The following is a 25,934-nucleotide window of genomic DNA, read 5'->3' as shown; positions in this document are numbered from 1 at the left end:
GGATGCACCCCCGTGCTGTGTTGATTCGGGCTTTATCTTGGGCCCTTCTGGCGAAAACGCATTCGATCACGCTGTCGAGTTGTGGGCAAAACAGATGGGCAGATCCGGCGTGGCGCGACTCCCGCCGCCGGGCCGCACGACGGCCCATGGCCGGAAATGCCTTGAGTCGCGCCCCTGTTGCCGTCACCGCCACCGAACCGTCCCTGTCGGTCCGCAGCACGGTCGCCCCGCCCGCCCGCAGCCGGGCGAGCGTACTCGCGGCCGGGTGGCCGTAGCGGTTCCCTGCGCCCACGGGCACGAGCGCGAGCCGGGGCCGGACCCGTTCCTGAAGGCCGGGGTCCTGGTGCGCGGAGCCGTGGTGGGCGACCTTCAGGACGTCCACCGGTCCCAGCTCCGGATGCGCCGTCAACAGGTCCCGCTGGGAGGCTGGTTCGAGATCGCCCAGGAGCAGGAGGGTGAGCCCGGCCGTCCGGACGAGCAGGGCGACGCTGGCGTCGTTCGGCCCGACTCCCGACAGGCCCGCCGGTGGCCACAGCACCTCCCACGCCAGCTGCCCGGCCCGGCGCCGCTCCCCCGGTCGCGCCGCGACCACGGCAACCCCGGCGGCGGCCGCCGCCCGGTACACCGACCGGGCCTGCCCGGGCGGCTCCCGCAACCCGGTGGTCTGGATCACCCCGACCGACCGCCCCCGCAACACCCCCGACAGGCCGCCCACATGGTCGGCGTGAAAGTGCGTCAGGAGCAGCAGCGGCACGGTACGCACGCCCAGGCTGCGCAGGCACGCGTCCACCGGGCCGGGGTCGGGCCCGGCGTCGACCACCACGGCCGAACCGGGGCCCACGGCGAGCACTCCGGCGTCGCCCTGGCCGACCGCGCACTGCACGTAGCTCCAGTCGGGCGGCGGCCAGCCCGTGAGCGCCCGGGTGAGGTACGGGGGCCGCAGCACCGCGACGAGCAGCAGCAGGGCCGCCGCCGCGCACGGCCAGCGGTGGCGCCGTATCCGGGCGGCGAGGCCGATGACGACCACGGTGACCACCGCCAGCAGCACACCGCCGGTCAGCCCGCCCGGCCAGGCGAGCTCGGCCCCGGGGAAGCGGGCCCCGGTCCGGGCCACCCCCGCGATCCACCCTGCCGGCACCCCCGCGCACCGGGCCAGCAGCTCGGCGGCCGGCGCGTACACCGGAGCCACGGTGAGCGCCGCGAACCCGAACACGGTCGCCGGGCCCGCCGCCAGCTCGGCCAGCAGATTGCACGGGACGGCGACCAGGCTCACCCGGGCCGAGAGCACCGCCACCACGGGTGCGCACACCGCCTGCGCGGCCGCGGCCGCCGCCAGCCCCTCGGCGAGCCGGGGCGGCACCCCGCGCCGCCGCAGGCCCGCGCTCCACCGGGGCGCCACGGTCAACAGGGACCCGGTGGCCAGGACGGAGAGCAGGAAGCCGTAACTGCGCGCCAGCCAGGGTTCGTAGAGCACCAGCAGCAGCACGGCCGCGGCCAGCGCCGGAAGCAGGGATCTGCGCCGGCCGCTGCCGATCGCCAACAGGGTGACCGCTCCACAGGCCGCGGCCCGCAGCACGCTCGGATCCGGCCGGCACACCACCACGAACGCCAGCGTCAGTGCCGCTCCGCCCAGCGCCGTGGCCCGCAGCGAGAGCCCGAGCCGGGGTGCCAGGCCCCGCCGCTCGGCGTACTGGGCGCTGCCCGGCGGTCCGATGAGCAGGAACAGCACGACGGTGAGGTTGGAGCCGGACACCGCCAGCAGGTGCAGCAGGTCGGTGGCACGGAAGGCGTCGTGCAGGTCCTGCGGGACCCGGGAGGTGTCCCCGACCACCAGGCCGGGCAGCAGGGCCCGCGCGTCGGGGGCGAGCCCCTCGGTGGCCTGCCGCAGCCCCGCCCGTAACGAACCCGCGACCCGCTGCGCCGCGGACGGGCCGCCGGTGACCTCCGGCGGAGTGCCCGAGGAGGGCCGGAGCAGCGCCACCGCCCGCTCGCCCTCGCGCGCCGGAGCCAGCCGGGCGGCGGTCACGGTCACCCGGGTCGAGGGCAGCAGCCCCGCCCATCCCGGGTCGCCGGCCATCACCAGGACGGGCGTCGCCACCCGGGTCCGGGTCCCGTCCGGCCCGGTCACCCGGGTCAGCTCGGCGTCCAGCAGCAGGAGGGGCGGACCGTTCCCACCGCCAGCGCCACCGCCGCCACTGCCGCCCGCGCGCCGGGCGTCGGAGCCGATCGTCAGCTCGGCCGAGACCCGGGCGTGCGTGGCCGCGAGCTCCGCCACGGGGCCGGCCCGCGCCTGCGCCCGCTGGAACCCGGCCACCCCCGCCGCGGCCGCCGCGCACAGCAGAGCGGCGGCCACCGCCGTGCCCACCGTCCACCTCGGTCCCGCCCGGCGCCATCCCAGCAGGACGAGCAGGCCCGCGCCCGCGACACACAGCCCGACGGCCGCCGCCGTCCACGCGCCCGGGGCGTCCAGGGCGAGCGCGGCAGCCGCCCAGGCGGCCACCGCAGGCCCGGCCAGGCGCAGGTCCACCGGTCCCTCGGGCCGGGGCCCGGGGCGGTTCACGGCCGCACCAGCGCGCGCAGGTCGGCGAAGCGGCGCTCGCCGATGCCGTCGACCTGACGGAGCTCCTCCACGGAGCGGAAGCCGCCGCGGGCCGTGCGGAAGTCCACGATGTGCTGGGCGAGGACCGGGCCCACCCCGGGCAGGCCGTCGAGCTGCTCGACCGTGGCCGTGCCCAGGCTCAGCGGGCCGCTGCCGGTGCCGGTGCCGTTGCCCGGCCGACCGGGGCCGGGCGCGCCCCCGGCGGCGGGCGGACCGGCGGCGCCGGGCGGCACGGGGACGCCCACCAGCACCTGTTCTCCGTCCACGAGGATCCGGGCCCGGTTCAGCCCGGTGGTGTCCGCACCGGGCTGGACTCCCCCGGCGGCCGCGAGCGCGTCCTCGACCCGCGAGCCGGCGGGCAGCTGGCGGACGCCCGGCGCGCGGACCTTGCCGCTCACGTCGACGACGATCCGCGTGCCGGTGGCGGCGGCCGCCCCCGTCCCCACAGCCGCGCCGCCGGGCGGAGTGGCGGACGGCAGGGGGTCCGCGACGGCGGCCGGGGCGACGATGGCGGGCGCGGTCACCGGCTGGGGCCTGGCCGCCCAGTACTGCTGTCCGGCGAAGCCGACACCGGCCAGCAGCACCACCGCGACGGCGGCGAGGGATCGGCGCTCCAGCCCGCATCTGGTCTGCAGCCAGACGGGCAACCGCTCACGCAGCGCCAGCCGCCCGGCCACGGCCGGGGCCAGCAGCGGGGCCGGAGCGGACGGCTCATCCGCCGGCCCGTGTCCGGGCCCGGGCCCGGACACGGGCGCGAGGCCGGGCGACGGCGTCGGCCGGTACCCGGGCCACGCGTCGGACGGCGTGAGGCCGTGCACGGGCAGGGCGTGAGACGGCGCGAGGCCGGGCACGGGCAGGGCGTCGGGTGGGGTCTCCGGCGGAGGTGTGGGGGCGGAGCGGGGTGGAGGTGGGGGTGGTGCGCTGCTACCGGCCAGGAGCGCCTCGGCGCGGCGGCGGAGCGTCGCCGGTGTGGTGCGGCGGTGGCGCAAACGGCCGTCGGAGCCACGGGGGCGGCCCGGGCCGCTGGTCCCGATGGGGTGCTGTGAGCTGCGCGTACGCGTTCGAAGGTTCATGTCGATGACGGTAGGCGCGGACGCCGGTCACCGTTCGGAAGCCTGAATTCCGGTGGATGAGACAGGAGTTGTGGATAACTCCGGCACCCGTGTGGGTGAATCAGCGCGGTGACACGACCGCCGCGAGCAGGCCCGGTCCGGTGTGGGCGCCGATCACCGCACCGACCTCGCTGACGTGCAGCTCGACCAGGCCGGGGATGCGCTCACGGAGCCGTTCCGCGAGCTTCTCCGCGCGTTCGGGGGCCGCCAGATGGTGCACGGCGACATCGACGGCGGCCGTGCCCGCGCGCTCGACGGCCAGCTCTTCGAGTCGGGCGATGGCCTTGGAAGCCGTACGCACCTTCTCCAGCATCTCGATGCGGCCGCCGTCCAGGGTCAGCAACGGCTTGACGGCGAGCGCGGAACCGAGGAGGGCCTGGGCGGCACCGATACGGCCGCCGCGGCGCAGGTAGTCGAGGGTGTCGACGTAGAAGTACGCCGACATCTCGGCGGCACGCTTCTCGGCGGCGGCGACCGCCTCGTCGGGGTTGCCGCCCGCCTCGGCGGTCTCGGCGGCGGCGAGGGCGCAGAAGCCGAGGGCCATCGCGACCATGCCGGTGTCGACGACGCGGACCGGGACCGGGGCAGTGCGGGCGGCGAGGACAGCGGCGTCGTAGGTGCCGGAGAACTCGGCGGAGAGGTGAAGGCTGACGATGCCGGTCGCGCCGGCGTCCGCGGCCGCCTGGTAGGCGTGGACGAAGTCCGCCGGGGCCGGGCGGGAGGTGGTGACCGGTCGGCGCTTCTGGAGGGCCAGGGCGAGGCTGCGGGCGGAAATCTCGGTGCCCTCTTCGAGGGCCTCGTCGCCGAGGACCACGGTGAGGGGGACGGAGGTGATCCCGTGCCGCGCCATTGCCTGTTGGGGCAGGTAGGCCGTGGAATCGGTGACGATCGCGACATGGCGGGACATGAGGCGGAGAGTACCGGGAGTGGGGGTGGTCCGGCAGCCCGGGCCCTCCGGGGGGCGTGGGCGTGGGCGGTCCGCCGCCTCCGCCGTCGGCGCGTCCGGCGGCTCCCGGGGGCCCGGGACCCGGCCTCCAAGGGCTTGGGGGCCGGCCTCCAAAGGGCCCGGGGGCCCGACCTCCCAAGGGCTGGGGGCCCGACCTCCCAAGGGCCGGGGGCCCGACCTCCCAAGGGCTGGGGGCCTGGCCTCCCAAGGGCCGGGGCCGGGGCCGGGGCCCGGGACATCCGGCGCCCGGGAGCGTGCTGGCTCCTGGTCCGCTGCGCGGAGCCTTTCCCCCACCCCGCCCCTTCCCGAAACCGGGGCTCCGCCCCGGACCCCCACGCCTCAAACGCCGGCGGGGCTGGATGGGGCCTCCTGCCCTGGCCTCAAACGCCGGCGGGGCTGGGGCACAACCCCGCCCCGGACCCCGGCCTCGAACGCCGACGGGGCTGCGGTCGAGCCCCGGCCCGGACCCCCGGCCTGAAGCGCCAGCGGGGCTGGGGCGGGGCCCCACCCCGGGCCCCTGGCCTCAAGAGCCAGCGGACTGCGGTCGGGCCCCCGCGCCGGACCCTCCCGCACACCTCAAGCGCCAGCGGGGCCGCGGTCAGGCCCCCACCCCGACCCTCCGGCCTCAAACGCCGGTGGGGCTGCGGTGGGGCCTCCGCCCCGGAACCGTCCCCCAGACTCCCTCCGGGGGCTCTGGGAGGCCGGCCGGGGGCTCCGCCCGGGGGTCTATCGGGGGTCGTCCGGAGGGCCTCACGCCTCATATGCCGACGGGGCCTGACTCAAGGTGGCGGCGGGGGGCGGGGTGGTGGTCAGGTCGTGGTTTCTGGGCGGGGGGACTTTTCCCAGGGGTACGGGCGGGGCGGAGGGGGCGGGTTCAGGGCCTCGCGCTCCCGGGGCGGGGGCGTCGGGGAGGGGTCCGCCTCCGTGGGGGTGGGGCTGGACCAGTCGCGCAGGGCGTCCGATTCGAGGTCGATCTGCGCCGACAGGACCGAGAGGTCGTCCTGGGCCAGGCGGCGGGCCCGGTCGTGGGCGGCCCAGCGCAGCGAGTCCGCGGACTTCGTGATGCGCTCCGTGCGCTCCCGCAGCTCCGGCAGGCGCTGGCCCAGCCGCTCGCGGTCCGGCTCCTGCTCCAGCCGCTTGAGCTCGGCGTCCAGCTCGTGCCCGTGCGTGCTCAGCTGCTCGAAGAGGGTGATCGACTCCTGCAGCGAGGCGTCCGTCCGCACCCCCTGATACAGCGCCTGCTGCGTCGCCCGCATCGAGGTCCGCAGGTCCAGCCGCAGCTGCGCCAGCTGCCCCGCGGCGCCGACCTGGCCGATGCTCTTGGCCCGCAGCGCCGTGTCCTCGACCGTCCGGCGGGCCTGTGACACCGTCCGCTCCACGCCCCGCTTCGCCGCGCCGACCGCCTTGACCGTGGCGTACGCCCCTAGGGCCACCAAGGCCAACAGCATCAACGCGAAGATGATCAACGCGGCCTCCATGGCGGTCCCTTTCCCCGGCTGCGGATCCGACTGCGGATCTCCCCCTCCAAGGTAAACGCCACGGGCAGGCCAGGGGTTCCATTCGAACCCCCAACCTGCCCGTACGGGGAATCCCCTATGCCGGACGACCGTCCGACGACCGTCAGACAACCGTCAGACGACGATGTTCACCAGCTTCGGCGCGCGCACGATCACCTTGCGGATCTCGGCCCCGCCCAGCGCCGCCACGACCGCCTCGTCGGCCAGCGCCAGCTGCTCCAGGTCGCCCTCGGAGATCGTCGGCGGCACCTCCAGGCGGGCCTTGACCTTGCCCTTGATCTGGACGACGCAGGTCACGGCCTCGTCGACCACGTACGCCGGGTCCGCGACCGGGAAGTCCTGGTGGACGACCGAGTCGGTGTGGCCCAGGCGGCGCCACAGCTCCTCCGCGATGTGCGGCGCCAGCGGGGCCACCAGCAGCACCAGCCGCTCCGCGACCGAGCGCTCCAGCGGGCGGCCCGCCTTCGTCAGGGCGTTGTTCAGCTCCGTGATCTTGGCGATGGCGGTGTTGAACCGCAGCCCCGCCATGTCCGAGCCGGCCCCGTCGATCGCCTTGTGCAGCGCGCGCAGGGTCGCCTCGTCCGGCTCACCGTCCACGACGGTGACCGCGCCGGTCTCCTCGTCGACGATGTTGCGCCACAGGCGCTGCAGCAGCCGGTACTGACCCACCACGGCCCGGGTGTCCCACGGACGCGACACGTCCAGCGGGCCCATCGCCATCTCGTACAGGCGCAGCGTGTCGGCGCCGTACTCCTCGCAGATCTCGTCCGGCGTGACGGCGTTCTTCAGGGACTTGCCCATCTTGCCCAGCTCGCGCTTGACCGGCTCGCCCTCGAAGAAGAACTTCCCGTCCCGCTCCTCGACCTCGGTGGCCGGGACCGGGAAGCCGCGCTCGTCGCGGTAGACGTACGCCTGGATCATGCCCTGGTTGAACAGCTTGTGGAACGGCTCCGCCGACGAGACGTGGCCCAGGTCGAACAGGACCTTCGACCAGAAGCGCGCGTACAGCAGGTGCAGCACCGCGTGCTCGGCGCCGCCCACGTACAGGTCCACGCCGCCGTGCGGGGCGCTGTCCCGCGGGCCCATCCAGTACCGCTCGATCTCCGGGTCCACCAGCGCGGAGGAGTTGGTCGGGTCCAGGTAGCGCAGCTCGTACCAGCAGGAGCCGGCCCAGTTCGGCATGGTGTTGGTCTCGCGGCGGTACGACCGCACGCCGCGCCCGTCGCCCAGGTCCAGCTCCACGTTGACCCAGTCCGCCTTGCGCGAGAGCGGGGTCTCCGGCTGCGAGTGCGCGTCGTCCGGCTCGAAGGTGCGCGGCGAGTAGTCCTCGACCTCGGGCAGCTCCAGCGGCAGCATCGACTCGGGCAGCGCGTGCGCGACGCCGTCCTCGTCGTAGACGATCGGGAAGGGCTCGCCCCAGTAGCGCTGCCGGCTGAACAGCCAGTCGCGCAGGCGGAAGTTGACCGTCCCCTCGCCGATGCCGCGCTCGGCCAGCCACGCGGTGATCGCGGCCTTGGCCTCGACCACGCCCAGGCCGTCCAGGGAGACGCCCTGACCCGTGGAGTTGACCAGCTTGGCGTCGTAGGAGACGAACGCCTCGTCCCACGCGGCCGGGTCGGTGCCGCGGCCGTCGGTCGGCTCGACGACGCAGCGCATCGGCAGCTCGAAGGCGCGCGCGAACTCGAAGTCGCGGCTGTCGTGCGCCGGAACCGCCATGATCGCGCCGGTGCCGTAGCCCATCAGCACGTAGTCGGCGATGAAGACCGGGACCTTGTCGCCGCTGACCGGGTTGATCGCGTACTCGCCGGTGAAGACACCGGTCTTGTCCTTGGCCTCGGCCTGCCGCTCGACGTCGGACTTCGAGGCGGCCTGCTTGCGGTACGCCGCGACGGCCTCCGCCGGGGTGGCGTGCCCGCCGGTCCACACGTCGTGCGTGCCCTCGGGCCAGGCGGCCGGGATGAACTTCTCGACCAGCGGGTGCTCGGGCGCCAGCACCATGTAGGTGGCGCCGAACAGGGTGTCGGGGCGGGTGGTGAAGACGGTGATCGCCTCGTCGCCCAGCGCGAAGTCGACGCGCGCGCCCTCGCTGCGGCCGATCCAGTTGCGCTGCTGGAGCTTGATGGCCTCGGGCCAGTCCAGCGCGTCCAGGTCGTCCAGCAGGCGGTCCGCGTAGGCGGTGATCCGCATGTTCCACTGGCTCAGCTTGGCCTTGAAGACCGGGAAGTTGCCGCGCTCGGAACGGCCGTCCGCGGTGACCTCCTCGTTGGCCAGCACGGTGCCCAGGCCGGGGCACCAGTTCACGGGCGCGTCGGAGGAGTACGCCAGGCGGTACTCGTTCAGTACGTCGGCCCGCTCGCCGGCGGTCAGCTCCGCCCAGCCGCGGCCGTCCGCGACGCCGGCCGGAACCTCGCGGGAGCCGCCCTCGAAGGCCGCGATCAGCTCGGCGATCGGGCGGGCCTTCTTCGCGTCGGCGTCGTACCAGGAGTTGTAGATCTGCAGGAAGATCCACTGGGTCCACTTGTAGTAGTCCGGGTCGATCGTCGCGAACGAGCGGCGCTTGTCGTGGCCCAGGCCCAGCCGGCGCAGCTGGAGCTTCATGTTCTCGATGTTCGCCTCGGTCGACACCCGCGGGTGGGTGCCGGTCTGCACGGCGTACTGCTCGGCCGGCAGGCCGAAGGCGTCGAAGCCCAGGGTGTGCAGGACGTTGTGCCCGGTCATCCGCTGGTGGCGGGCGAAGACGTCGGTGGCGATGTACCCCAGGGGGTGGCCGACGTGCAGGCCGGCGCCCGACGGGTACGGGAACATGTCCATGATGAACTTCTTGGGACGCGCGACGACCGCCGGGTCCCCGGCCAGGTCACCGGTCGGGTTCGGGGCCTCGTACGTCCCCTCCGCGTCCCATACGTCCTGCCAGCGTGCCTCGATGTCGGCGGCCATGGCAGCCGTGTAACGGTGCGCCTCGGCCGCCTCGGGGGCCGGGGTGTTCGTCTCGCTCATGATTTCTGAAGCTCCATCGATCGTCTCTGCCGTCTCTGCCTGCCCAAACGAAAAAACCCCTCGCACAGGAGGGGACGCCGCGCCGATACCGACCATCTCGAAGGGTCGGCACTGATCAGCGCGGCTCGGTAAGCAGAAGGCGTACGGCACGCATGGCGTCAGGGTACCGCAGGGGCCCAGAGCGTCGCGCGGCCGTTCCGCACAACGAGAAACGGGCCACCCGATCCGGGTGGCCCGCTTCTCTCCTGTGGAGCTAAGGAGAATTGAACTCCTGACCTCCTGCATGCCATGCAGGCGCTCTACCAACTGAGCTATAGCCCCTTGCTTCTCTGCCGCCGGGCCCCTGCTCGGTCTCCCTTGCCGGTTCCCCCTGGCGACATCGAGAACATTACACGGTCATGGCCCAGGTCCAAAAATCGGTTTCCGCACGCGCCGTTTTGTCCGGTTCATCCGTCAGGCGCGGGCGAACTGGTAGAAGCGTTTGAGCGTGCAGTGCTCGTCGAGCAGGCGGCCGTAGATCGGCTCCCCCTCCAGCTCCCGGTACGTCTCGATGGGGTCGCCTTTTATGATCAGCGCCCGCGCGCATTCCTCGCACCAGTACTGGTAGTCGGGGTTGACCGGGTCCATGTCCCGCACGATCGGCGTGCCGTTGTCGCACCAGTCGCACCGCCGCCGGTGTGCACCCATCCGTCAGCGACTCCCTCCCGCTTCGGGCCGTCGTCTCCCCCTCCGGCCGTCCGATTCTGCCACGTCAGCAGGAGAACGGGCAGCGGGGACAAAAAGCAAGGATCCCGCCCCCTGTTGGGGACGGGATCCTACGTACTTGTGGAGCTAAGGAGAATTGAACTCCTGACCTCCTGCATGCCATGCAGGCGCTCTACCAACTGAGCTATAGCCCCGCTCTCCGCCGCACTTCCCGCCGTTTCCTGCGGTCTTCGCTGCGAACAAGAAGAACTTTAGCCTGTGACCAGCCGGAAAGTGAAATCCGGGCCCGCGGGGCGCCCACAGCGCACCCACGGCCCGCCCGCACCGCTCCCACCAGGGCGTTCAGTCGTCGTCGCCGAGCACCGGCTCCGGCAGCGTGCCCGCGTTGTGCTCCAGCAGACGCCAGCCGCGCGCGCCCTCGCCGAGCACGGACCAGCAGCAGTTGGAGAGCCCGCCCAGGCTCTCCCAGGAGCCCGCCTCCAGGCCCAGCAGCCGGCCGATGGTGGTACGGATGGTGCCGCCGTGGCTGACCACGACCAGGGTGCCGTTCGCGCCGAGACGCTCCGCGTGCCGCAGCACGACGGGGGCCGCCCGGTCGGCGACCTCGGTCTCCAGCTCACCGCCGCCGCGGCGCACGGGCTCGCCGCGCTTCCACGCCGCGTACTGCTCGCCGTACTTCGCCAGGATCTCGTCGTGCGTGAGGCCCTGCCACTCGCCCGCGTACGTCTCGCGCAGCGCCTCGTCGTGCTCGACGGACAGGCCCGTGACGGAGGCCAGCTCCGCGGCGGTCGCCGCGGCCCGGCTGAGGTCGGAGGACACGATGGCGTCCGGCCGCAGCGAGGCGAGCAGGCGGGCGGCGCGGCGGGCCTGCGCCACGCCGGTCCCCGTCAGCCCGATGTCCGTGGAGCCCTGGAAGCGGCGCTCGAGGTTCCAGGACGTCTGGCCGTGCCGCCACAGGACGATCTTGCGGCCGCTCCGGGAACCGCTGGTGCTGGTCGTGCTCAGAACAGATCACCGTCCAGGTCGTCGTCGCCGGCCGCCTCACGCAGCTTGGCGTGCTCCTCCGCCTTGCCGCGCGTCAGCTTGGCGTCCTCGGGCAGCTCGATCTCGGGGCAGTCCTTCCACAGGCGCTCCAGCGCGTAGAAGACCCGCTCCTCGCTGTGCTGCACGTGCACGACGATGTCGACGTAGTCGAGCAGGATCCAGCGGGCGTCGCGGTCGCCCTCGCGGCGCACCGGCTTGGCGCCGAGCTCCTTGAGCAGGCGCTCCTCGATCTCGTCGACGATGGACTTGACCTGGCGGTCGTTGGGCGCCGACGCGAGCAGGAAGGCGTCGGTGATCGACAGCACGTCGCTGACGTCGTACGCGATGATGTCGTGCGCGAGCCGGTCGGCCGCAGCCTGGGCGGCGGCGGTGATGAGCTCGATGGAGCGGTCCGTGGCGGTCACTGGCCATGCTTTCGGGTCGGCGGGCAGATCCTTACAAGGGTCTCATGGGCCGCAGACCCCGCCCACGTCAATACGTGCGCGGCAGGTCAGAGGGAGGACGGGGAACGGATCAGGACGGCTTGTAGTCCTTGCCCAGGGTCACCACGACGTCGGCGTTGACCGCGTTCTCGGCCTTCTTGACCACCGTCTCGGGCAGCCCGAGCGTCTTGGCGACCTCGACCGCCTTCTCGCGCTGCGCGTCGTCCTGGTACGTGATCAGGGAGGCGCTCTGGGTCTGGCCCGCCCGGCCGCCGTCGACGTAGGTGTAGCCGCCGTTCATCAGCGCCGCCCTGGCCGCGGTCCGGGTCTTCTCGTCGCCTGTGGCGTCCCTGAGGCCGACGCGCGGGGCGGTGCCGGGCTGCGGGGCGGTGAGGGTGCCGCCGAGGAGTTCCTTGACGACCTTCTTGTTCGCGTCGTCGGTCAGGGTGCCGTCGGCTTTCACCGGCACGACCTCCGTGCGGTACTCCCCCAGCTTGGCGTGCTCGGCGAGCTTGGCCAGCGCGGTGCCGAGCGTCTGCTCGTTCAGCGAGGGGTCCAGGATCTGGGCCAGGGTCTCCACGGCGACGATCGCGGACTTCGCATCGCTGGGGACCTTGCGCAGCACGGCCAGGAGCACCTTGCCGAACCGCTCCAGCTGCTTGGCCTCGGGCTCGTTCGGGGCGCGGTGGGTGGCGTACGCGACGGCCATCGCGCCCTTCAGGCTCTGCTTGGGGCCCTGGGCGACGGCCGGCGTCCCGGCCTTGTCGTCGGCGGCGACGGCGGTGTCGGTGTCCACCTCGATGCCGCCGACCTGGTCGACCAGGTTCTCCAGGTACGGGGTGTCGAGCCGCCAGGTGCCGCCGATGTGCGTGCCGAGCATCGCGTCGAGGGCCTCGCGGGTGCCGCCGAGGCCGTCCTGCTCGACGGAGGCGCCCAGGCCCACGGCGGTGCCGTCGTCCTTGGGGACGGAAAGGCTGTTGGGCAGCAGGACGGTGGCGCCGCGCTTGGTGGTGACGTTGTCGACCAGGAGGGCGGTGGTGGTGCCGCCCTTCTTGGTGTGGTGCAGGTGCACGACGATCATGTCGCGCTGCTGCGGTCCGGCGGCGGCGGTGGCGGGCTTCTTCGCCTCCGGCCCGGACAGGCCGGGGAGCTTGCCCGTGTACCAGAGGTAGCCGGCGCCGCCGACGACGAACAGGGCGAGGACGACGGTCAGCGCCACCACGCGGTTGCGGCCGCGGCGGCGCGCCTCCTCGCGGCGCTCGGTACGGCTCTCGGTGAACTTCAGCCAGTCGATGACGTCGTCGGAGTCCTCGTCCGGCTGGTCGAGGAAGGCGAACTGCTCGGTGCGGTAGTCGGCGGCCGGGGCGGCGGAGCCGGGGGCGGGGGCGGCCGGGCCGCTCCGGTCGGGCTCCGGGCGGCGCGGCTCGGGCACCTGGGCGGGGGGCTGCTGCTGGACCCACTGCTGGGGCTGCGGGTGCTGCGGCGCCTGCTGGGGCGGGTGCTGCGGCTGGGTCTCGTACCCGTAGTACTGCTGCTGGTGCTGCTGGTCGGGGTACGCCTGCGGTTGCCCCTGCGCCTGCGGGTACGTGGCGTAGCCGTACTGCTGCTGGTCGTACCCGGGGTACTGCTGGTACTGGTCGTACTGCTGCTGAGGGGGCACGGCGGCATACACCGGCCGCCCGTAGGCGTCGTATCCGACGAGCTGCTGCTCCTCGTTCACCGCGTGCCCCTCTCCGACGGGAAAGCCTCAGGCTCCCCGGTACAGCTCTCGCTTGTCGATGTAGCGCACCACACCGTCCGGCACCAGGTACCACACAGGATCGCCCTGGGCCACCCGGGCCCGGCAGTCCGTGGACGAGATCGCCAGGGCCGGAACCTCCACGAGGGAGACGCCGCCCTCGGGCAGACCGTCGTCGGTGAGGATGTGGCCGGGGCGGGTCACCCCGATGAAGTGGGCGAGGGAGAAGAGTTCCTCCGCGTTGCGCCAGGTCAGGATCTGCGCGAGGGCATCGGCACCGGTGATGAAGAACAGGTCCGCGTCGTCGTTGAGCGCGCGCAGGTCCCTGAGGGTGTCGATCGTGTACGTCGGCCCGCCGCGGTCGATGTCGATGCGACTGACCGAGAACTGCGGATTCGAGGCCGTGGCGATGACCGTCATGAGGTAACGGTCCTCGGCCGGCGAGACCGCGCCGTGCGACTTCTGCCACGGCTGACCGGTCGGTACGAAGATCACCTCATCGAGGTGGAACAGTGCGGCCACCTCACTGGCGGCCACCAGGTGTCCGTGGTGGATCGGGTCGAATGTCCCGCCCATCACACCGAGCCGGCGCTTGACCGGGCCGGTAGGCGTTTCCTGCTCTCCCATGAGCGCAGACCCTACCGGCCCGATGGCCGGAACCGGACCCGGCTTCGAGTGCTTGTCCGACGGCTGTGGTCGATTCAGCGGTCGCGGTTGAGGCGGGTGGTCACCCAGAGCATCAGCATCAGGATGAGGAAGGCGCCGCCACCGGTGAGGTAGGGGTTGAGGCTGTCGTGGTTGCCGCCGTGCTGCTCGGCCCCCTCCGAGGCGAGGAGAACCAGGCTCTGTGCGGTGGAGGTGATGCTCATCAGGCAGGTACCAATCGGGGTCGGGGGTGCGGGCGGAGACTTCGCTCACATCGTATGTGGGCGCCTGGGGCACGCTCGCGCCGACTCAGGCGTTAGGGAGGATAGACGCACGGCACGGCAGGCCGATCAAGGGGGAGGGCCCGATGACAGACGGCACGTTCGACAAGGCGGTACCGGCCCGGGACCGCAGGAGGTTCCCGGGCATTTCCTCGCGGGCGTACGAACATCCGGCGGACCGCTCGGCGCTGGTGGCGCTGCGCAAGCTCTCCGGGTTCGACACCGTGTTCAAGGCGCTCAGCGCGCTGCTGCCGGAGCGCAGCCTGCGGCTGCTGTTCCTCTCGGAGTCGGTGCGGGTGGGCGAGACCCAGTTCCCGCACCTGTACGCGATGCTGCGCGACGCCTGTTACATCCTGGACCTGGAGAAGGTCCCCCAGATGTACGTCCAGCAGGACCCGAAGCCCAACGCGATGTGCATCGGCCTGGACGAGCCGATCATCGTGGTGACCACGGGGCTCGTCGAGCTGCTCGACGAGGAGGAGATGCGCGCGGTCGTGGGCCACGAGGTGGGCCACGCGCTGTCGGGGCACGCCGTGTACCGCACGATCCTGCTGTTCCTGACGAACCTGGCGCTGAAGGTCGCGTGGATCCCGCTGGGCAACATGGCGATCATGACGATCGTGACGGCGCTGCGGGAGTGGTTCCGCAAGTCGGAGCTGTCGGCGGACCGTGCCGGTCTGCTCGTCGGGCAGGATCCGCAGGCCTCGATGCGCGGCCTGATGAAGATCGCGGGCGGGAACCACCTGCACGAGATGAACGTGGACGCCTTTCTCGCGCAGGCCGAGGAGTACGAGTCCAGCGGTGACCTGCGCGACTCCGTGCTGAAGATCCTCAACGTGCTGCCGCGCACGCACCCCTTCACCACGGTGCGGGCCGCCGAGCTGAAGAAGTGGTCGGAGAGCCGGGACTACCAGCGGATCATGGACGGCCACTACCCGCGCCGCGAGGACGACAAGGACACGTCCGTGACGGACTCCTTCCGGGAATCGGCCTCGCACTACGCCGACGCGGTGCGCAACAGCAAGGACCCGCTGTTCAAGCTGGTCGGCGACATAGCGGGCGGCGCGGCGGACGTCGGCGGCAAGCTGCGCGACAAGTTCACGGGCAGCGGCACCGCGGGCGGCGGGGACAAGGGGTAGGGGGCAAGGGCCAGGGGTCGAGGCCAGGGGGTCAGCCGGTGCCCGCTCCGGAGGGGCTGGGCTGGGCCTCCGGGGCGAGGACGCCGCACAGGCCGGCCGCGCGCCGCGGATGGCCCGCCGCGTAGGGGTCGGTGGCCGCGGGGCCCACGGTGCTGGCGGCAGCCCCGGCGAGGGCCGGGCGGAAGCCGTCCGCGGTCTCGGCGGAGCAGTCGTGCGGCCCCGCCACCACGTACGCCGTCAGCAGCTCCGCCCGGCGGGCCAGCAGGTCCTCGCGGTCGAAGCGCAGTCGCAGCTCGCGCCGGACGGTGAAGAGCGAGGCGCCGTCGTGCGCGGCCGGCGCTCCGGCGGTGGCGGGGCGGACGGCGTACACGAAGGTGTGGTCGGTGAAGACCTCCAGGACGTCCGGGGCGACCTCCTCGAAGGTGAGCGTGCCGTTCACCCGGACGCGGGAGTCGGCGACCACGGCGGTGGCCGGGTCGAAGCGGACCAGCCAGCCGGTGGCCGCGTGCCGCCCGTCGCCGGACGGTGAGGTCATGCTGCGGTCGAACTGGGCCAGCTGGTCGGGGTCGAGCAGGACCCGTACCGGCCGGGAGGCGGTGCCTGCGAGGACGTCGGGCTCCAGCGAGGACTGCACCAGGTAGTCCTTGGCGACGGTCAGGGCGGCGACCACCTGGGCGTCGGTGAAGTGCGGGGTGCGGCGCACGGCGGGCATCGTGATGCCGGCCGCGCCGACCCGGTAGTCGGCGGCCGGGCTGCCGGCGTACAGGTCGGAGGCGCGCCCGCCCGCGACCGTACGGGAGGGTGCGAGCGGGACGACCGTGCTGCTGAAGGGCTCGGTGCGGGTGTCGGGCAGCGGGACGTACGGGTTGCGCAGGCCCATGTAGACGGCCGAGGCGAAGGCCACGGCGATCAGGAGCACCAGCAGCAGGCCCTGCCGGGAGCGGCGGCCGGGGGTGCCGTCACCGCCGCCGTGGCCGGACCACAGCGAGCGGCTGCGCACGGCGCGGGCGTGCTCGCCCATGCGTTCCTGCGCCGAGAACTCCTGGAGGCGGGCAGCCCGGACGAAGTCCTCGTCGAACACCACCGACCGGTATTCGTCCTCGGGGGTGCCGTCAGGTGGCTCTCCTGGTACGGCCATGGGGTCTCCCCGCTGTTCGCGCGTGAGAGGGTCGTACTGTCAGGGTTGTCGCCCGGCGGGATACATAAACGCGCCAGTTCCGGTGACTTCGGTCAGCGGGGTGCTGGCCGGCGCCGGGGCCTGGGGTTCGGGGTCGTCGGAGACGGCCCGGTAGACCGCGGAGAAGGCCAGGGCGACCATGCCGACGCCCATCACGACGGCGAGCACCCAGGCCACGGGCCGCAGCCAGCGGGAGCGGCCGCGGTAGGGCCGCAGGGCGCCGCCGTAGGCCCCGTACGGGCCATAGCCGTACCCGTGGGCGGCGCCGTCGGGATCGTAGGGCTGGAAGTCGGCGTCGGGCCCGTAGCCGTGGCCGGGGCCGTCGTAGAGCTCGAAGCCCTCGTACCCGTCGTAGCCCTCGTGGCCGCCGGCGACCGCGCGGGCGGCCTCGGCGGCCCGCTGGCGCTCGGCGGCGCTCGGTTCATGAATCGCGGCGTTCCGGACGAAGTCCTCGTCGAACACCACGGAGGCGAAGTCCTGGTCCGCGCCTCCGCGGTCGTCGTCGGGCTCCCCGTCGTCCGGGAACGGCTTGCCCCCCACGTCGTCCGGCACGGGACCAGCGTAGACCTGGGGGGCGGCTTTGGGCAGGCCATGTGCCGAAATCCGGCCACACGGAGTGGAGGCGGTGGTTACCTGACGTGACCGTCGCCGGTGACGATGTACTTGGTGGAGGTCAGCTCCGGCAGCCCCATCGGGCCCCTGGCGTGCAGCTTCTGGGTGGAGATGCCGATCTCGGCGCCGAATCCGAACTGGCCACCGTCGGTGAACCGGGTGGACGCATTCACGGCCACCGTGGTCGAGTCGACCAGCTGGGTGAAGCGGCGGGCGGCGGCCTGCGAGGTGGTGACGATGGCCTCGGTGTGGCCGGAGGTCCAGCGGCGGATGTGGCTGACGGCGTCGTCGAGGGAGTCCACGACGCCGGCGGCGATGTCGTACGAGAGGTACTCGGCGGCCCAGTCCTCGTCGGTGGCGGGGAGGGCGGTGACCTTGCCGCCCTCGGCGGCCTTGAGGACGCGGTCGTCGCCGTGGACGGTCACGCCGGCGTCGGCGAGGGCGTCGAGGGCGCGCGGCAGGAAGGCGTCGGCGATGTCGCGGTGGACCAGGAGGGTCTCGGCGGAGTTGCAGACCGAGGGGCGCTGGGCCTTGGAGTTGATGAGGATCTCGACGGCCATGTCGAGGTCGGCCTGGGCGTCGACGTAGACGTGGCAGTTGCCGGTGCCGGTCTCGATGACGGGGACCGTGGACTCCTCGACGACGGTCTTGATGAGGGACGCGCCGCCGCGCGGGATGAGGACGTCGACCAGGCCGCGGGCGCGCATGAGTTCGCGTACGGAGTCGCGGCTCTCGCCGGGGACGAGCTGGATCGCGTCGGCCGGCAGGCCGGTGCTCTCGACGGCGTCGCGGAGGATGGCCACCAGGGCGGTGTTGGAGGCGTAGGCGGAGGAGCTGCCGCGCAGCAGGACGGCGTTGCCGGACTTCAGGCAGAGGGCGGCGGCGTCGACGGTGACGTTGGGGCGGGCCTCGTAGATGATGCCGACGACGCCGAGGGGGACGCGGATCTGGCGGAGGTCGATGCCGTTGGGGAGGGTGGAGCCGCGGACGACCTCGCCGACGGGGTCGGGGAGGGCGGCGACGTCGCGGACGTCGGAGGCGATGGCGCGGACGCGGTCGGGGGTGAGGGTGAGGCGGTCGACAACGGTCTCGCTGGTGCCGGCGGCGCGGGCCTTGGCGACGTCGGTGGCGTTGGCCTCGACGATCTCGTCGGTACGGGCCTCCAGGGCGTCGGCGATCGCGAGCAGCGCGGTGTCCTTGGCGGACCGCGGCAGGGGGGCGAGGGCCGCGGCGGCGATGCGGGCGGCGGTGGCCGTTGCGGTGACGGGTGTGGAGGCGGTGTTCGACGAGGTCATGCGGCCCAGGGTAGTCCTGTGGCCCGGGGCCGCGGGGTGGGGTTTCACCCCACGAGACGGGTCGGCCGTGTGGTCCGCGGTACGCATCTGGCGGGACCGGTGGGTGCACGGGTGCGGTCGGTGCGGGGCCGCTGCGCGGAGCCTTTCCCCACCCCGCCCCTTCCCGAACCGGGGCTCCGCCCCGGGCCCCGCGCCTCAAACGCCGGCGAGGCTGGAAAAGCGGCCGGCGCGGCCGGAAGGGGGTCCAGGCTCCGCCCCGGCCCCACGCGGACGCCAACGAGGCCCGGAGGGGCTGCGGAGCTCCGCCCCCGGCACCGCGCCTCACACGCCGGCGGGGCTGGAAAAGCGGCTGGCGGGGCCGGGCTCCGCCCCCGGGCCCGTGCCTCAAGCGCCGGTGGGGGTCAGTAGGGGTGGACGCCTACTCGGGTGGCTGGGGGGAGGCCGTAGCCTTCGGCCACGCGTTGGTGGTAGGTCGCGCGGTCGATGACCTCCAGGCCGACGATCTCCCAGGGCGGGAGCTGCGCCGAGGAGCGGTGCTCGCCCCACAGGCGCAGGGCTACGGCCGCCGCGTCGTGGAGGTCGCGGGCCTCTTCCCAGTAGCGGATCTCCGCGTGGTCCGCCGCGTACCGGCTCGTCAGCAGGAACGGGTGGTCATGGGCCAGTTGCTCCAGGGACCGCCGGACCTCGCCCAGCGGCACCGGCTTGCCGGAGACGCTGAGGGTGACGTGCCACAGGCGGGACTCGGGCCGGTCGTCCTCGCCGCCGCCCCCGCCGCCGACGCTGGTCAGCGCTCGTCCCACCAGCCGCCTCCTCTGCCCGTCCGCATGCTCCCACCCCTGACAGTTGACCAGTCCCGGGGCTGTCTTGCGTCGGTTTTGCCGAACCTCAGCCCTCCAGAAGGACCAGATCGTCGCGGTGGACGACCTCACGTTCGTACGCGGCCCCCAGTTCCCGGGCCAGCTCCCGCGTGGAGCGGCCCAGCAGCTGCGGGAGCTCCTTGGCGTCGAAATTGACCAGGCCGCGGGCGACCGCGCGGCCGTCCTGGGCGCGCAGTTCCACCGGGTCCCCGGCGACGAAGTCGCCCTCGACCGCCGCGATGCCGGCCGGCAGGAGCGAGCTGCCGCGCTCGGTGACCGCGGCGACCGCGCCGTCGTCCAGGACGAGGTGGCCCTGCGGGGTGGAGGCGTGCTGGAGCCAGAGGAGGCGGTCCGCGGAGCGGCGGCCCGTTGCGTGGAAGAGGGTGCCGGTGGCGCGGCCTGCGAGGGCGTCCGCGGCCTGGCTGGCGGAGGTGAGGACGACCGGGATGCCGGCCGCCGCGGCGATCCGCGCGGCCTCCACCTTGGTGACCATGCCGCCCGTGCCGACGCCGGCCTTGCCCACGCTGCCGATGGAGACGTGCTCGATGTCGGAGGGGCCGTGGACCTCGTCGATGCGGGTCGTGCCCGGCAGGGCGGGGTCGCCGTCGTAGAGGCCGTCCACGTCGGAGAGCAGGACCAGCAGGTCGGCGCGGACCAGGTGGGCGACCAGGGCGGCCAGCCGGTCGTTGTCGCCGAAGCGGATCTCGTCCGTGGCGACGGTGTCGTTCTCGTTGACGACCGGGAGGGCGCCCATGGTCAGGAGCTGGTCCAGGGTGCGGAACGCGTTGCGGTAGTGGGCCCGGCGGCTGGTGTCGTCGGTGGTGAGCAGCACCTGGCCGACGCGGACGCCGTAGCGCGCGAAGGAGGCGGTGTAGCGGGCGACGAGCAGGCCCTGGCCGACGCTGGCAGCCGCCTGCTGCCGGGCCAGGTCCTTGGGCCTGCGGCGCAGGCCGAGCGGGGCGAGACCGGCGGCGATGGCGCCACTGGAGACCAGCACGATCTCCTTCTCGCCGCCGCTGCGCGCCTTGGCCAGGACGTCGACCAGCGCGTCCACGCGGTCCGCGTCGAGCCCGCCGGCGGCGGTGGTGAGGGAGGAGGAGCCGACCTTGACCACGATCCTGCGGGCGTCCACGACGCCCTGCCTTGCCCCTGACACGTCCATCCCCTTGCCCTGTCCACCGGTCGTCCGGTCGTCCGGTTGTGCGGTGTTCAATCTACGGGGTGGGCGGCGCGCCCCGCCCGCCGGTTTCAGAGCGTGGACGAACTCCCGGCGGGCTCCGGCTCGGGCTCGGTGGCCTTGGCCCGGCCGCCCGGAACCAGGATCTTGCGGGAGATCAGGAAGGTGAAGGGGATGGCCACCACGGCGGCGACCAGTGACGCGTACCGGCTGTCCATGCCCGCCCAGGTGACGAGGGCGTACAGCCCGGCGCCCTGCACGACGAAGTTGGTGACGTTCGTCAGCGGGAAGAGGAGGAACTTCTTCCAGGTGGGCCGGGTGCGGTAGGTGAAGTAGGTGTTCATGAAGAACGACCCGACCATCGCCAGCAGGAAGGCGATCGTGTACGCGGCGAAGTACGGCAGCCACAGGTGCAGCAGCAGGTACAGCGCGAAGTAGGTGCCGGTGTTGACGGCGCCCACCAGGCCGAAGCGGATGATCTGGCCGAGCTGGGTCTTCGTGGTCGCGTTCATCGGGTGCCGCGCTCCGCCGTCAGCGCCTCGGGGGAGGTAGGGGACTTCGGAGTGGCGTGCGACTCCTTGACCAGGAAGTGCGGGCGGCGCTTGGTCTCGTAGTAGATGCGTCCGATGTACTCGCCGATCAGGCCCAGCATGATCATCTGGACTCCGCCGAGGCCCACCATGATCGCGACGATGGTGACGTAACCGGGTGAGTCGATCCCGTGGGTGAGCGCGTTGACGGTGATCCACAGCGTGTACAGGGTGGCCATGGCCACCAGCGACACGCCGAACCAGATGGCGATGCGCAGCGGCCGGTTGTTGAAGGAGATCAGACCGTCCATGCCGTAGTTCAGCAGGGAGCCGAACTTCCACTTGGTCTCGCCGGCCTCGCGCTGGGCGTTGCGGTAGTCGAAATGGACGGTGTCGAAACCGATCCAGGAGAACAGCCCCTTGGAGAAGCGGTTGTACTCGGGCAGCGACAGCAGCGCGTCCACGGCCGGCCGGGACAGCAGGCGGAAGTCCCCGACCCCGTCGGTCAGCTCCACGTCCACCCAGCGGTTGACCCCGCGGTAGTAGAGGCGGCTGAGCGCCGTACGGAGCTTCCTGTCGCCGTCGCGGGTGCGGCGGGCGATGATCTGGTCGTGACCCTGCCGGTAGTAGTCGAGCATGGTGGCGATCAGCTCCGGCGGGTGCTGGAGGTCCGCGTCCATGATCACGACGGCGTCGCCGGTGGCCTCGCGCAGGCCCGCGAGCATGCCGGCCTCCTTGCCGAAGTTGCGGCTGAAGGAGACGTACCGGGTGCGCCCCCCGTGCTCGGCGGCGATCTTGCGAAGCTTCTCCAGGGTGCCGTCGCGGCTGCCGTCGTCGACGTAGCAGACCTCGTACGCGACCGGGAGGGAGTCCAGGACCTTGCGGATCTCCGCATCGAAGCGTTCGACCACCGCTTCTTCGTTGTAGCAGGGAACGACTACGGACAGCTTCGTCATGAATACATCCTGCGGGGTCCGAACGGGTGATTGTCAGCGACCGGACCCGACATCACCTCTTCCTTAGAAGTATGCACGGAGGATGTCGGCCTGCCCGGGTGGAGCGCGGCACAGGGTAGCTTTGACGGGTTAAGCGGAATGGAACGAAGGGATCGAGGTGCACGTGCCTGACGTCTCCGTGGTCGTCATCGTCTACAACGACGCAGAGCGTCTGCCGACCGCCGTCCGGTCGGTGCTGCAGCAGACCCTGAGCGGGGTCGAAGTCGTGATCGTCGACGACTGCAGCACGGACGGGTCCTTCGCGGTGGCCCAGGAACTCGAAGCGGCCCACCCGGGACGCGTGCGCGCCTTCCGGCTGCCCGAGAACAGCGGCGGCTGCGGCGCGCCGCGCAACCACGGCGTCCAGCAGGCCACCGGCACGTACGTCATGTTCCTCGACAGCGACGACGAGCTGGAGCAGAACGCCTGCCGCAACATGCTCGCGGCCGCCGAGAGCACCGGCTCCGACCTGGTCTCGGGCATGTGCGTACGGGTCTACGTAGACAACCGTTTCGGCAAGACCTCCGAGTGGTACCCGTGGATCTACTCCCGGACCCGCACCCTGGAGTCGATCACCGAGTTCCCCGATCTGCTGGTCTACGACACCCTCTCCACGAACAAGTGCTACCGGCGCGCGTTCCTGCTGGAGCAGGACCTGCGGTTCCCGGTCGGGATCCACTACGAGGATCTGCTGTTCTCGGCGCAGGCGTACGTCGCCGCCCGGCGCATCACGCTGATCCCCAACCGGGTCTACCACTGGAACGTGGTCGAGAAGGCCTCCGCCAAGTCGATCAGCAACCGCCGTCACGAGATCGCCAACTTCGTCCACCGGATGGAGATCCACCGGCGCGTCGACGAGATACTGGCCGCCAAGGGCCACGCGGCCATCAAGTCGGCCAAGGACGCCAAGTTCCTCAAGCACGACCTGGTCCTGCACCTGCGCGACCTGCGGCTGCTCGACGACGAGTACCGCCAGGAGTTCGCCCGGCTGGCCAACGGCTACCTGGCCGGCATCGACCCGGACGCCTACGGGCACGTCACCCACCTCCAGGCGATCTGCGCCTACCTGCTGGGCAAGGAGGACTGGGACAACCTGCTCCCGGCCGCCGACGCCATGGTCAACAAGGGCCGGCTGTCCTCCCCGCTCGCGATGCGCGACGGCCGCGTCTACTGGTGCGGCGGCGCCCACCTCGACGACGCCGAGGGCCGCCGGATACTGGACGTCACCGACCAGGGCTTCCACACCACCGCGCTGCCCGCCCTCCAGCTGGGCAACCGGCTGACCTCGTACGAGGACGACGGGCAGGGCACGGTCACGATGGCGGGCTCCCTGGTCAACCCGCTGGGCCGGATCGGCGCGGACACCGAGCTGAGCGCGGAGCTGGAGTTCCGCGCCCGCCGTCAGATCGGGGTGCGCTCGTTCACGTTCCCGGTGGCGAGCGTGCGGCACGCCGGTGACACGATCGAGTGGTCCGCCACCGCCGACGTCGGCGGCACCGTGCGCCCGCTCGGCGTCATCGACGCCGTCTGGGACGTCCGCCTGAAGCTGACGGCCGGCGGCGAGCGGATCACCAGCCGGGTCTCGGTCGGCGGCGTCGACCTGGACCGGGCGGCCGCCCTGCGGGTGCGGCCCCGGCTGACGCGGCTGGTCTCGGACCGCTTCGAGCCGGAGATGACCAAGAAGGGCAACCTCTCCTACGTCCTGATCGCCGAGGGCCCCGCCGCCGTCCGCACCTCGACCCTGATCAACAACGCCATACAGGGCAAGGCCGCGAACGTCGTCAAACGCGGACTGCGCAAGGCCCTGCGGGCCCGCCGCAACCTCGGCTCGGGCGAGCAGAAGGTGAAGATCTACCACGAGGTCTTCTCGAAGCTGCCGGTCAGGAAGGGCACGGTCGTCTTCGAGAGCCACCTGGGCAAGCAGTACAGCGACAGCCCCCGGGCGATCTACGAGGAGATGGTCCGCCAGGGTGTCGCGTTCGAGGCGGTCTGGTCGTACGCCGGCGCGAAGCCGACCGGCTTCCCCAAGGACGCCACCCTGGTCAAGCGGTGGAGCTGGCCGTACCTGCGGGCGCTGGCCCAGGCCGAGTTCTGGATCGACAACCAGGGCTTCCCGCTGGCGCTGACCAAGCGGCCCGGGACCACGTACATCCAGACCTGGCACGGCACCGCGCTGAAGCGGATGGGCTTCCACGAGCCGCGCACCAAGGCGCAGGGCCGGGCCGGGCAGGCGAAGTTCCAGGCGGCCGTCGACCGCTTCGACCACTTCCTGATCCGCACCGAGCACGACCGGCGCACCCTGGCCAAGGGCTTCCGGCTGCGCGACGAGGTGCTGCTGCCCACCGGCTACCCCCGCAACGACGCCCTCGTGGCGGCGTACCGCGAGGAGGCCGACAGCGGCGAGCGGGTGCGCGGGCCGCTGGCGGCGGAGCTGGGCATCGACCCGGAGTCGAAGGTGCTGCTGTACGCGCCGACGTTCCGGGCGAACGCCGACGGCGCCGTCGAGGGCTTCACCTTCCCCTTCGACGTGGAGGAGTTCGCCGAGCGGCTGGGCGACCGCTTCACGCTGCTGGTGCGCACCCACTACCTCAACAGCGTCTCGCTGCCACCGTCCGTCGCGGGCCGGGTGATCGACGTCTCCCGGCACCACGACATCACCCCGCTGCTGGCGCTGGCCGACGGGCTGATCACGGACTACTCGTCGGTGATGTTCGACTACGCGGTCCTGGACCGGCCGATGCTGTTCTTCGCGTACGACTACGAGACGTACGCGAACGACATCCGCGGCACCTACTTCGACCTGAAGGAGAAGGCCCCGGGCCCGGTGGTCGCCACCGCGGACGAACTGCTCCAGGCGATCGCCGCGTTCGACGAGGCGGACGCCAAGTACGCCGAGGCGCGCCAGCGTTTCCTCGCCGAGTTCGGCGAGTACGACCGCGGGGACGCCGCCCGCCAGATCGTCGAGAAGTTCTTCACCGGGAGCGGCAAGTGAGCCAGGGCCGTGACATCTTCATCGTCTCCAACAGCGTCGACGAGCTCGGCGGTGTGACCACCTGGTCGCACCAGATGGCCCGGCTGTTCACCGACCGCGGGCACCGGGTGCACCTCGTCGGCATCGCCCCGGTGGCCGAGGAGCTGCGCCAGAAGCTGCCGGCGGACCTGCCGTACCCGCTGACGACGCTGTACGACGCCCACCCGCCCAGCGCCCGCAGGCTCAGCGGGATCAAGGGCCGGCTCAACGCGCCCGAGCGGCGCCGGCAGGCGGCCCGGCGGGCGAAGATGCGCCAGCAGGCGGAGAAGCTCAGCGCCCTCTTCCGCGCGGCCCGGCCGGGCTCCGTCGTGATCGTCACCCAGGTGTGGGCGATGGAGTGGGTGGCGCTGGCGGACACCAAGGGGCTCAGTGTCATCGGCATGAGCCACGAGTCGTACGACGCCAGCCAGAAGTCGACCCGCGGCAACCGGGTCCGCCGCTGGTACCCGGAGGTGGACCGGCTCCTCGTGCTCACCCCCGAGGACGCGGACCTGTGGATCCGGGCGGGCATGGAGAACGTCGGCAGCATGCCGAACCCGCTGCCGTTCCTGCCGGACTCCCCCGCGCCCCGGGAGGCGAAGGTGGTGGCCTCCGTGGGCCGGCTCGCCTTCGAGAAGGGCGTGGACCTGCTGCTGGACGCCTGGGCGGACGCCGCCCCGCAGCACCCCGACTGGACCCTGCGGATCTTCGGCGCGGGGGTGGAGGAGGCGGCGCTGCGGGCGCACTGCACGTCGCTGGGGCTGGACGACTCGGTGGAGTGGATGGGCAGCACCGACGACGTCCTGGGCGCGCTGCGCGGGGCGTCGGTGTTCGCGCAGGCCTCGCGGGCCGAAGGGTTCCCGATCACGCTGCTGGAGGCGATGGCGGCGGGCGTGGCGCCGGTCGCGTTCGACTGCGCGCCGGGCGTGCGGGAGATCGTCGACCACGGCACGGACGGGCTGCTGGCGCGGCTGGGCAACACCATGGAGCTGGCCGGGCACCTCAGCGCCCTGATGGCGGACCGCGACCTGCGCGACCGGCTCGGGGACGCGGCCTTCCACAACGTCCGGCGCTACTCCGCCGCCGAGATCACCGACCGGTGGGAGGACCTGTTCGCGTTCCTCGAACGGTGACCA

General features: G+C 72.5%; 20 protein-coding genes, 2 tRNA genes and 1 pseudogene. 3 read left to right on the top strand and 20 right to left on the bottom strand.

Annotated features, from left to right (window positions below; all coding sequences use genetic code 11):
- Positions 1-157: 157 nt before the first annotated feature.
- The 13 genes and pseudogenes from ACIPXB_RS13635 to ACIPXB_RS13575 form a co-directional block, all read right to left on the bottom strand.
- Positions 158-2,560: pseudogene (locus tag ACIPXB_RS13635) on the bottom strand (ComEC/Rec2 family competence protein); the annotation flags it as partial.
- On the bottom strand, positions 2,557-3,348 hold the full coding sequence (locus ACIPXB_RS13630; RefSeq protein WP_401448569.1) for a helix-hairpin-helix domain-containing protein: 792 nt from the start codon (positions 3,346-3,348) through the stop codon (positions 2,557-2,559). The gene ACIPXB_RS13630 and the pseudogene ACIPXB_RS13635, both read right to left, overlap by 4 nt.
- A gap of 424 nt (positions 3,349-3,772) precedes the next feature.
- Positions 3,773-4,618 carry a DegV family protein gene (locus tag ACIPXB_RS13625; protein WP_401448567.1) on the bottom strand — a complete coding sequence of 282 codons (846 nt, stop codon included), beginning with the start codon at positions 4,616-4,618 and terminating at the stop codon, positions 3,773-3,775.
- Between the two features lie 848 nt (positions 4,619-5,466).
- Positions 5,467-6,135 carry a hypothetical protein gene (locus tag ACIPXB_RS13620; protein ID WP_401448565.1) on the bottom strand — a complete coding sequence of 223 codons (669 nt, stop codon included), beginning with the start codon at positions 6,133-6,135 and terminating at the stop codon, positions 5,467-5,469.
- A 153-nt stretch (positions 6,136-6,288) separates the two neighbouring features.
- Positions 6,289-9,171 carry a leucine--tRNA ligase gene (gene leuS / locus ACIPXB_RS13615; RefSeq protein ID WP_401448563.1) on the bottom strand — a complete coding sequence of 961 codons (2,883 nt, stop codon included), beginning with the start codon at positions 9,169-9,171 and terminating at the stop codon, positions 6,289-6,291.
- Between the two features lie 248 nt (positions 9,172-9,419).
- Positions 9,420-9,492 (bottom strand) — tRNA-Ala (locus ACIPXB_RS13610).
- Between the two features lie 132 nt (positions 9,493-9,624).
- A complete protein-coding gene (locus ACIPXB_RS13605) occupies positions 9,625-9,858 on the bottom strand; it encodes a hypothetical protein (protein ID WP_030229679.1) in 234 nt (77 codons plus the stop codon).
- Between the two features lie 139 nt (positions 9,859-9,997).
- Positions 9,998-10,070: transfer RNA gene (locus tag ACIPXB_RS13600), tRNA-Ala, on the bottom strand.
- A gap of 148 nt (positions 10,071-10,218) precedes the next feature.
- Complete coding sequence (locus ACIPXB_RS13595) at positions 10,219-10,881, bottom strand: histidine phosphatase family protein (RefSeq protein ID WP_401448913.1); 663 nt, start codon at positions 10,879-10,881, stop codon at positions 10,219-10,221.
- Positions 10,878-11,324 carry a ribosome silencing factor gene (gene rsfS / locus ACIPXB_RS13590; RefSeq protein WP_401448560.1) on the bottom strand — a complete coding sequence of 149 codons (447 nt, stop codon included), beginning with the start codon at positions 11,322-11,324 and terminating at the stop codon, positions 10,878-10,880. Before rsfS ends, ACIPXB_RS13595 begins: the two co-directional genes overlap by 4 nt.
- A gap of 109 nt (positions 11,325-11,433) precedes the next feature.
- Positions 11,434-13,062, bottom strand: a complete 1,629-nt coding sequence (locus ACIPXB_RS13585; protein WP_401448557.1) for an LCP family protein — start codon at positions 13,060-13,062, stop codon at positions 11,434-11,436.
- Between the two features lie 27 nt (positions 13,063-13,089).
- On the bottom strand, positions 13,090-13,707 hold the full coding sequence (gene nadD / locus ACIPXB_RS13580; protein ID WP_401448555.1) for a nicotinate-nucleotide adenylyltransferase: 618 nt from the start codon (positions 13,705-13,707) through the stop codon (positions 13,090-13,092).
- A gap of 74 nt (positions 13,708-13,781) precedes the next feature.
- The gene (locus ACIPXB_RS13575) at positions 13,782-13,949 is read right to left on the bottom strand and encodes a hypothetical protein (RefSeq protein WP_401448553.1); all 168 of its coding nucleotides are present in this window, start codon (positions 13,947-13,949) and stop codon (positions 13,782-13,784) included.
- 143 nt (positions 13,950-14,092) lie between these two features.
- Here ACIPXB_RS13575 and ACIPXB_RS13570 point away from each other — a divergent pair, with 143 nt between their 5' ends.
- Positions 14,093-15,145, top strand: a complete 1,053-nt coding sequence (locus tag ACIPXB_RS13570; RefSeq protein WP_401448551.1) for a M48 family metallopeptidase — start codon at positions 14,093-14,095, stop codon at positions 15,143-15,145.
- Positions 15,146-15,176: 31 nt separating this feature from the next.
- Here the strand turns inward: ACIPXB_RS13570 and ACIPXB_RS13565 are convergent, their stop codons facing one another.
- From ACIPXB_RS13565 to ACIPXB_RS13535, 7 genes are all read right to left on the bottom strand, one after another.
- Entirely contained in the window at positions 15,177-16,283 is a 1,107-nt protein-coding gene (locus ACIPXB_RS13565) for a hypothetical protein (RefSeq protein ID WP_401448549.1), read from the bottom strand.
- A 39-nt stretch (positions 16,284-16,322) separates the two neighbouring features.
- Positions 16,323-16,874 carry a hypothetical protein gene (locus ACIPXB_RS13560; RefSeq protein ID WP_401448547.1) on the bottom strand — a complete coding sequence of 184 codons (552 nt, stop codon included), beginning with the start codon at positions 16,872-16,874 and terminating at the stop codon, positions 16,323-16,325.
- A 77-nt stretch (positions 16,875-16,951) separates the two neighbouring features.
- Positions 16,952-18,316: a glutamate-5-semialdehyde dehydrogenase gene (locus ACIPXB_RS13555; RefSeq protein WP_401448545.1), complete on the bottom strand. Its 1,365-nt coding sequence runs from the start codon at positions 18,314-18,316 to the stop codon at positions 16,952-16,954.
- Positions 18,317-18,630: 314 nt separating this feature from the next.
- Complete coding sequence (locus ACIPXB_RS13550; protein ID WP_401448543.1) at positions 18,631-19,029, bottom strand: hypothetical protein; 399 nt, start codon at positions 19,027-19,029, stop codon at positions 18,631-18,633.
- An 85-nt stretch (positions 19,030-19,114) separates the two neighbouring features.
- Positions 19,115-20,242 (bottom strand): glutamate 5-kinase, encoded by a 1,128-nt coding sequence (proB, locus tag ACIPXB_RS13545; protein ID WP_401448541.1) that lies wholly within the window; start codon positions 20,240-20,242, stop codon positions 19,115-19,117.
- 92 nt (positions 20,243-20,334) lie between these two features.
- Positions 20,335-20,775, bottom strand: a complete 441-nt coding sequence (locus ACIPXB_RS13540) for a GtrA family protein (protein WP_401448539.1) — start codon at positions 20,773-20,775, stop codon at positions 20,335-20,337.
- Positions 20,772-21,749: a glycosyltransferase family 2 protein gene (locus ACIPXB_RS13535; protein ID WP_401448537.1), complete on the bottom strand. Its 978-nt coding sequence runs from the start codon at positions 21,747-21,749 to the stop codon at positions 20,772-20,774. The genes ACIPXB_RS13540 and ACIPXB_RS13535 overlap by 4 nt, the downstream gene beginning before the upstream one ends.
- Positions 21,750-21,906: 157 nt before the next feature.
- On the opposite strand from ACIPXB_RS13535, the gene ACIPXB_RS13530 reads away from it, so the two are divergent.
- Both ACIPXB_RS13530 and ACIPXB_RS13525 read left to right on the top strand, forming a co-directional pair.
- Positions 21,907-24,780: a CDP-glycerol glycerophosphotransferase family protein gene (locus ACIPXB_RS13530; protein WP_401448535.1), complete on the top strand. Its 2,874-nt coding sequence runs from the start codon at positions 21,907-21,909 to the stop codon at positions 24,778-24,780.
- A complete protein-coding gene (locus tag ACIPXB_RS13525; protein WP_401448532.1) occupies positions 24,777-25,931 on the top strand; it encodes a glycosyltransferase in 1,155 nt (384 codons plus the stop codon). The genes ACIPXB_RS13530 and ACIPXB_RS13525 overlap by 4 nt, the downstream gene beginning before the upstream one ends.
- Positions 25,932-25,934: the final 3 nt, after the last annotated feature.

The sequence above is a fragment of the Streptomyces sp. NPDC090022 genome, from assembly GCF_044748145.1.
Lineage (GTDB): Bacteria > Actinomycetota > Actinomycetes > Streptomycetales > Streptomycetaceae > Streptomyces.
The sequence above is the reverse complement of the archived record's forward strand: the minus strand, read 5'-3'. Positions and strand labels throughout refer to the sequence as shown.